The sequence below is a fragment of the Paenibacillus sp. P4_E11 genome (genome assembly GCF_056401635.1).
This window is the reverse complement of the sequence record NZ_JBFUIX010000144.1, coordinates 1-8,603: the sequence shown is the minus strand read 5'-3', so window position 1 is coordinate 8,603 and position 8,603 is coordinate 1. Positions and strand designations below refer to the sequence as shown.

General features: G+C 50.8%; 5 protein-coding genes. All 5 read left to right on the top strand.

Annotated elements, in window-relative coordinates; translation table 11 throughout:
* The first annotated feature begins 127 nt into the window (after positions 1–127).
* Complete coding sequence (locus AC1DWB_RS29320; protein WP_477544638.1) at positions 128–799, top strand: GntR family transcriptional regulator; 672 nt, start codon at positions 128–130, stop codon at positions 797–799.
* Positions 800–831: 32 nt separating this feature from the next.
* Positions 832–2,514 (top strand): dihydroxy-acid dehydratase, encoded by a 1,683-nt coding sequence (gene ilvD / locus AC1DWB_RS29315; RefSeq protein WP_477544637.1) that lies wholly within the window; start codon positions 832–834, stop codon positions 2,512–2,514.
* Positions 2,515–2,861: 347 nt separating this feature from the next.
* Complete coding sequence (locus AC1DWB_RS29310; protein WP_477544636.1) at positions 2,862–5,795, top strand: 2-oxoglutarate dehydrogenase E1 component; 2,934 nt, start codon at positions 2,862–2,864, stop codon at positions 5,793–5,795.
* Entirely contained in the window at positions 5,788–7,098 is a 1,311-nt protein-coding gene (odhB, locus tag AC1DWB_RS29305; RefSeq protein ID WP_477544635.1) for a 2-oxoglutarate dehydrogenase complex dihydrolipoyllysine-residue succinyltransferase, read from the top strand. Before AC1DWB_RS29310 ends, odhB begins: the two co-directional genes overlap by 8 nt.
* 112 nt (positions 7,099–7,210) lie before the next feature.
* Entirely contained in the window at positions 7,211–8,527 is a 1,317-nt protein-coding gene (locus AC1DWB_RS29300; RefSeq protein WP_477544634.1) for a deoxyguanosinetriphosphate triphosphohydrolase family protein, read from the top strand.
* Positions 8,528–8,603 lie beyond the last annotated feature (76 nt).

Below are 8,603 nucleotides of genomic sequence, written 5' to 3'. Positions count from 1 at the left end.
ACATTATGAGTAAACATAGTATTTGTTATGTAAACTGTCTTATCATTTCCATAAATAACAGATACACAGAAAAAGCTTGAATACAATATACATATGCGATATATTGCATACAAAGGAGGTTTGCGATATGCCTATTCCGAGTGACTATGCTTCACCCATCCGATTATCGGCCAAAGAGCGAGCCTTATCGCAGATTCAGAGGTGGATTATTGACGGGACTTTGCAGCCTGGCGAGAAATTAATGGATGCAGAACTAGCTGATGCCTTGAGTGTCAGTCGAACTCCGATTCGAGAAGCGCTGCAGCTACTGGAAGTGCAGGGACTTGTAGAAATGTTTCCGGGTAAGGAGACGAAGGTGAAGATGATTGAGCGGGATGACATCTTGAAGATGTATCCGGTACTAGCCTCGTTGCATGCTCTTGCAGCTGAACTAGCGACTCCACTTCTTTCTCCAGCTGAGCTTGAGCAGTTGAAGGGACTGAACGCCCAATTCTCAGAAGCGATTAGGAATGGACAGCCTTATCAGGCAATGGAGTACGATGAGCTCTTCCATAATACTGTTGTAGACGCGGCGGATAATTCCTATATCGCCTCATATAGCTCCTCGCTGCAAGTTCATATTCGGCGGTTCAAGTATGTGTTTCTTAAGCAGCAGCTGACGGCGAACTCCGATTCGGTCGAAGAGCACGCAGCCCTAATCCAAGCTTTCGAGGCAAGGGATGCGAATGCGGCTACTCTGATCATGAAACAAAATTTGCTAAGACCTATGAAGTTGCTGCATGCGTTGATGAATGCCTAATTGGTGATTCCATAAGAAGGAGAGGATGGACGATGAAGGAAGGACAAGATTTGAGAATACGTAGTCATGTAATCAGCGAAGGTGTCAATCGAGCACCTAACCGGGCAATGCTGCGTGCTGTTGGCTTCAAGGATGAAGACTTCAAGAAGCCTATGATTGGGGTGGCCAGTACGTGGAGTGAGGTTACGCCATGCAATATGCATATCGATGAATTGGCCAGACAAGCGAAGCAGGGGGTTCAGGATAGCGGAGGAGCTCCATTAATATTCAATACGATTACCGTTTCCGACGGCATTTCCATGGGCCATGAAGGCATGTTATTCTCTTTGCCGAGTCGGGAAATCATCGCGGATTCCATTGAAGTCGTAGCTAACGCCGAACGATTCGATGGATTAGTTGCGATCGGTGGTTGTGATAAGAACACGCCCGCCTGCCTTATGGCAATTGGAAGAATGAACATCCCAGCTGTCTACGTATATGGAGGCACGATTCAACCTGGGAAATTGGCAGGGAAGGATGTAGATATCGTATCGGCATTCGAGGCGGTAGGTCAATATCATGAAGGGGCGATCAATGAGGAACAGCTGCATCAAGTCGAATGTCACGCATGTCCCGGAGCAGGCGCCTGTGGCGGCATGTACACGGCTAACACGATGGCGGCCGCTGCTGAAGCGCTGGGCATGAGCTTACCTGGTTCCTCATCAACATCGGCTATCGCTTCTCATAAAGCAGTAGAATGTGCAGAAGCCGGGAAGCGCGTGTTAGACCTGTTGGAACAGGGTATCTATCCGCGGGATATTATGACCAAGGCAGCCTTCGAGAATGCAATCACCGTTGTGATGGCGTTAGGCGGTTCTACGAATGCGTTCCTGCATTTATTGGCGATTGCCCATTCGGCTCAAGTTGATCTGACATTGGACGACTTCGAGCGTATTCGCCGCCGTGTTCCTCATCTAGCTGACTTGAAGCCGAGCGGCAAATATGTGATGCAAGACTTAAGCAATGTAGGTGGCGTACCTGGCGTAATGAAGCTGCTATTGGAGCAGGGGCTTCTTCATGGGGAATGCATGACCGTTACAGGGAGGACAATAGCGGACAACTTGGCGGATGCAGCTCCGTTAACGAATGGCCAAACTGTCATTAGACCCTTCAATCAGCCGTTGAAACCGGACGGTCCATTGGTCGTGCTTAGAGGCAATCTGGCACCTGATGGTGCTGTGGCCAAGATGTCGGGGATGAAGAAACAGCGATTCTCCGGACCCGCTCGTGTTTACGACAGCGAGGAGGAAGCGACCCATGCCATTCTGAGCGATGAGATCGTATCTGGCGATGTTGTGGTCATTCGGTATGCCGGTCCGCAGGGCGGTCCAGGTATGCCAGAGATGCTCTCGGTTACCGCATTAATTGTGGGCAAAGGACTGGGAGGTGAAGTGGCGCTCCTTACAGATGGCCGATTCTCAGGCGGTTCCCATGGCTTCGTCGTGGGGCACGTATCTCCTGAAGCTTATGTCGGGGGACCGATTGCTTTGTTGCGTAGCGGTGACATCATCACGATTGACAGCGAGACTCAGCAGATCGATATGGTCGTATCATCCATCGAGCTGGAGCAGAGAGCGAAGGACTGGAGCCAACCCCGCAGAAAATATACAGCTGGCGTACTAGTGAAATATGCGCAACTCGTCTCTTCGGCGTCCCAAGGCGCTGTTACGGATTGATACAGTCGCCGAGATATGGGATGCGTAGCATACGGACATACAAGAAACCGGACCCTTACACTAAAAGAGTCCGGTTTTTGTAAGTGAAGAGAATTTGACGCTATATCCGAAAGGACCGCATCATAATCGATCCATATCAAAATTAGAACATTTTGATACAAATAAAGTATTTCTCGATATCGGTTCCATGGCTTACTATGGGGTGAGGAAATTTGTTGGCTACACTTTCATCCAGCTTGGTATGGAATAGCTAGCAAAGGGTTAATAACTAATAAGATGAGCTATTCACTAACACGGTTATTATCAATTTCAACACTTACATCAGTACTATCGGAGGCTTGCGATTCATGAAAGATAACAACGAATTCGACCAATCTCCCTGGAACATTTACTATGGGCCTAACTTGGGGTACATCCAGGAGGTGTATGAGCAATATAAAATCAACCCGGATGCTGTCGATGCTTCCTATCGGCAATTGTTCGAGCAATGGGGTCCGCCAGTAGCACCTGCTTCAAACGCAGGTTCAGTGCTAGCTGTGCCTACAACGACAGTACCGAATAAGTCGGCGCTATCAGGCAGATTAACGGACGATCCTACTTTTCTGAAGAAAATCGTTGACGCCGGCAAGCTGGTGCGCAACATCCGAACATATGGCCACTTGGCCGCGCATAACGATCCACTTGAGCTCGGGACAGCTGCCGATACACGCTTGCTGGAGCCTGCAACATTCCGTTTGACACCAGACGATCTGAGAGCGATTCCCGCCTCGCTGATCTGGGAAGAAGCGCCTGAATCCGTGCAGAACGGCTGGGATGCCATTCAGCGTTTGAAGGAGACGTACACGCAATCGTACGGCTTCGAATTCGATCATATTCATGAAGAGAATGAGCGGATCTGGCTGAACCGGGCAGCTGAATTGGGCATGGCTGGCAAGCCGATTCAGACGAATGAGCGCACGGCGTTATTGAATCGTTTGCTCGAAGTGGAACAATTCGAGACCTTTCTGCAGCGCTCGTTCGTCGGACAGAAACGATTCTCCATAGAAGGTACGGATATGCTTGTTCCTATGCTGGATGAAGCGGTACGGGAATTAGCCCATGACGGTGCTCGTCATATTCTGATGGGCATGGCCCATCGGGGTCGACTTAATGTACTGGCTCACGTACTCGGCAAGCCTTACGGCTCGATATTCGCTGAGTTCCATCACGCGCCTAACAAAGATTTGTTGCCTTCGGAAGGCTCCATCGGCATTAACTATGGTTGGACGGGCGACGTAAAGTACCATCTGGGTGCGCACCGTTCTGTGAAGGCTGGGGAGACGGTGGAAACCCGTATAACACTCGCCAACAACCCAAGTCACTTGGAATTCGTCAATCCGGTAGTGGAAGGCTTCACACGCGCTGCACAGGATGACCGTACTCAACCTGGCTATCCCAAAGCGGACTTCGGCCGTGCAGCCGCTATTCTCATGCACGGAGACGCTGCCTTTGCAGGGGAAGGAATTGTCGCGGAGTCGCTCAATTTCAAGAAATTAACGGGCTATGAGAATGGCGGCACGATCCATATTATCGTTAACAATCGGATCGGGTTCACGACGGAGAGCAGTGACTCCCGTTCCACGCACTATGCAAGCGACTTGGCCAAAGGCTATGAGATTCCGATTGTTCACGTCAACGCGGATGATCCGGAAGCCTGTATTGCCGCCATGCGTATGGCATGCGAGTACCGACAGCTATTTCATAAAGACTTCTTGATTGATATGATCGGTTATCGGCGCTACGGGCACAATGAAACAGACGATCCCGGAACAACTCAACCGCTCTTGTATAACAAAATTAACAATCATCCGAGAGTGGCTTCGATATATGCGGATATACTAAAAGGCAAAGGTCTAATCTCAGATGATCAGTTAGAGCAGATGAAGCAAGAAGGACTGGCCCGTCTACAATCTGCTCTGGATCATGTGAAAGCACCGGATCAACTTAAACCACAAACAAAGATTGAGCAGATGGTCGGTAAACGCGGTAAGTTGAATCAGGCAACCGCTGTTCCGATGGATCAACTTCGGGCAATTCATACTGGATTGTTGAAATGGCCGGCTAACTTCACGATCTATAACAAGCTGGAACGGATCCTGATGCGGCGCGCCGAATCGCTAGACGAAGGCGGCAAAGTAGACTGGGGCTTAGCGGAGACACTCGCATTCGGTACGATCCTTGCTGACGGCAAGCCGATTCGGTTGAGTGGGCAAGATTCCGAACGTGCTACATTCGCCCATCGTAACCTGGTGCTGCATGACGCAACCACAGGGGAAACGTACTGCCCGCTGCACAACCTGCCAGAGGCACGTGCTTCGTTCGCGATCTATAACAGTCCCTTATCCGAAGCTTCCGTACTTGGCTTCGATTACGGCTATAACGTATACGCACCGGAAACGCTGGTCATCTGGGAAGCACAATACGGGGACTTTGCCAATGCGGCACAAGTGACGATCGATCAGTTCATTGCCGCAGGTCGCGGGAAATGGTCGCAATTGTCCAGCTTGGTTATGCTGCTCCCTCATGGTTATGAGGGTCAAGGTCCAGAGCACTCGAGCGCTCGATTGGAGCGATTCCTGCTGCTCGCGGCTGAAGACAATTTGACGATCGCCAACTTGACCTCAGCTTCCCAATACTTTCATCTGTTGCGACGGCAGGCAGCAATTACAGCAAGTCCGGAAGCGAGACCGCTCATCGTTATGGCGCCTAAGAGCTTGATTCGTAACGCCTATGTAGCATCCGACCCGTCCGAACTAAGCGAAGGCTCGTTCCGTCTAGTGTTAGAGCAACCGGGTCTGGGAAGCGATGTAGAGAAGGTCGAACGACTTGTCCTGTGTACAGGGAAGATCGCCATTGATTTGGCTACTGCGCTTGAACCGAGTTCGGATGACAAGGAAGCAGGCAAGACGGACTGGAGCTGGCTTCACATCGCGCGTATTGAGCAGTTATATCCGTTTCCGAAGATGGACGTGGAACGACTCATCAACCGGTTCCCGAACTTGAAAGAAATATTGTGGGTGCAGGAAGAACCTCAAAATATGGGGGCTTGGAACTACGTTGAGCCGCGTATACTGGCTCGCGCTACCGATGGAACAACTGTCCGTTACGTTGGTCGTCCTAAGCGTTCCAGTCCTGCAAGCGGGTTTCAAACCGTTCACAATATCGAACAGAAGCGGATCATCTCGGTTGCATTAAGCCGAGCAGCAACGACGAATGCGAAGGGGGAAGACGGCCATGAGTGATATTAGAGTACCCGAAATGGGCGAATCGATTGTAGAAGGCACTATTACCAAATGGATGGTCAAAGAAGGGGATGTCGTCAAGGAAGGCGATATGCTCGTTGAATTGGAAACCGATAAGGTCAATATAGAGATTAATGCCGAAGCAAGCGGCGTTATCGAGCAGATCAATCGCAAGGAAGGCGATACCGTCCAGGTAGGAGAGACGATAGGCCGGATCGCGAACGGTCAAGCAGGCGCATCGGCTGCACCGGTTAGCGCGAGCCCAACCGCAACAGCACCAACATCGCCACAACCGCAAGATCAGCCGCAGCAAGTCGTATCAGCCGCACCGGTTGCTGCACAGCCTGCTCCGACATTGTCAGCGCAAGAGAATACGGCGAATGCTTACAATGCATCGCCAGCTGCAAGGAAACTCGCGCGGGAGAAAGGGATCGACCTCGGACAAGTTCGATCGGACGACCCGATTGGAAGAATTCGTCCGGATGAGGTGAAGAGCTTCTCACCATCGAATCAAGCGGCTGCCCCACAGCCAACTGCGAACCGACCGGTAGCAGTACCTACTCCAGGCCCACAAGCGGCCACAGGGTCAGGTGAATCTGCCAAACCTGTAGAACGTCGGAAAATGTCGCGTCGCCGGATCACGATCGCGAATCGTCTGGTGGAGGCGCAGCACACCGCTGCCATGCTAACGACGTTCAACGAGATCGACATGACTGCGATTCTCGATATCCGTAAGCGGCGCAAGCAAGCTTTCCAAGAAAAGCATGACATAGGCCTGGGCTTCATGTCCTTCTTCACGAAAGCTGTGATCGGCGCGTTGAAAGCTTACCCGCTGCTGAATGCCGAAATTCAAGGTGACGAAATATTAGTTAAAAATTACTACGACATCGGCATTGCCGTATCCGCCAAGGAAGGTCTGGTCGTACCGGTCGTTCGCGATGCTGACAAACTCAGCTTCGCCGGAATTGAGAAGCAAATCGCTCAACTGGCGGACAAAGCGCGGTCCAACTCGCTTGCCTTGTCCGATCTGCAAGGCGGCACCTTCACAATTACGAATGGTGGTGTATTCGGTTCGCTACTCTCGACCCCGATCTTGAATGCACCGCAGGTTGGTATTCTGGGCATGCACAAGATTCAACTTCGTCCAGTAGCGATTGATGCGGAGCGTACAGAAAACCGCCAGATGATGTACGTGGCACTGTCCTACGATCATCGAATTGTAGACGGTGCGGAAGCGGTTCGCTTCCTCGTTACGCTCAAGCAGCTGCTTGAGGATCCGGAATCGTTGCTGCTTGAAGGCTAAATTTCTCACGTACTCCGAACAAGCTGACATCATGAAGGACGGATGTCAGCTTGTTTTACATAGATGATGTTTGCTACGATAAGGCTAAAGGATGGGATGAAGGAGAAACACAATGAATATACGGAAATTACGGCTGCACGACACCGAACATTTACACTCCAGCGAGGAGAGGAATGAGTATGAGAAGGACTATGCCCGGCTTATACAATCTCCCGCTTTCCGCAGGTTGCAAGGGAAATCTCAGGTATTCGGAGCTGGGTCCGGTGACTACTACCGGACACGCTTGACGCATTCGATTGAGGTGTCGCAGATTGCTCGTGAATTGGCGAGACGCCTAGGGAAGRGCTATTCGTTTCTCGCGACGAAGCAACATCCTGGCTTGATGCTGGAGCCGGAAGTTGTAGAGTGCGCTTCACTGGCGCACGATCTCGGACATCCTCCGTTCGGTCATAAGGGTGAAGAAGTGTTGAACCGTCTATTGACGAACGAATGTGGACTGTCCTATGAAGGCAATGCGCAGAACTACCGCATCCTTATGTTTCTAGAGAAACGAGCAGGCAGTGACAGCGGTCTGGACTTGACGGCAGCGGTTCTGCTGGCCATTAATAAATATCCATACTGCATAGACGATCCTGGTCGACAAAAAGGCGTGTACAAGATGGAGTGGGAGCATATTCATCATCTGCGCAAGACGTGGGGCATGCCGGAAGGCTGTGCGACTCTGGAAGCTCAGCTCATGGACTTGTGCGACGACATCGCGTACTCGACACATGATATCGAGGATGGAATCCGCGCTGGTAAAATTCAAATGAACCGCAACTTGTTCGAGGACGATCGATTGATTGATCATGTGCTCCAGGAAATTATTAACGACTCCGGGAACGCTGCGATGTGCTGGAATCAGATTGATATGCGAGCCATGGTCAAGCAAGTGCTTCATCAGTATTTGCAGGATTGGGAAGCACTTTACGTGGAATGCGGCCGGGAACAATCTCGGACTAGACGAGAGATGAAAGCTCGCTGGGTCCACAAATTTGCCAATCAAGTGGGGATCATAGACGATCCTTCAACAGGCTGGAAGCGCGTCACACTTATTCGCGAAGGCCACCAGGATCTGGAGCTGCTACGCACGATGGAAATATTGAAGAAGCTGGCGTGGGTAACGTTGATCAAGGATTTCCGCGTTCAACGGTTGCACAAACGCAGCGAAGTTATGATCGGACGACTATGGGACAGCTTCAAGGAAGAGTCTGCAGGGCGGCTTATAATCCCACCGGACTGGCTGGAAAGCTTCGATCAGCAAAAAGGCAAATGGACTTGGGAACGGATGGTAGCTGACTATATATCGGGGATGACCGATGCCTACGCGGAGAAAGTATATGCAGAATTTTTTGCAAGCCGATCTGGTTCGATCTATGAAATGGATTAAAGTGAAGACGAGTTCCCCCTCAGAAGGTCCTCAAGGTGCCGTTCCTAGCGAATAGCACCTTTAATAATATTAGCAA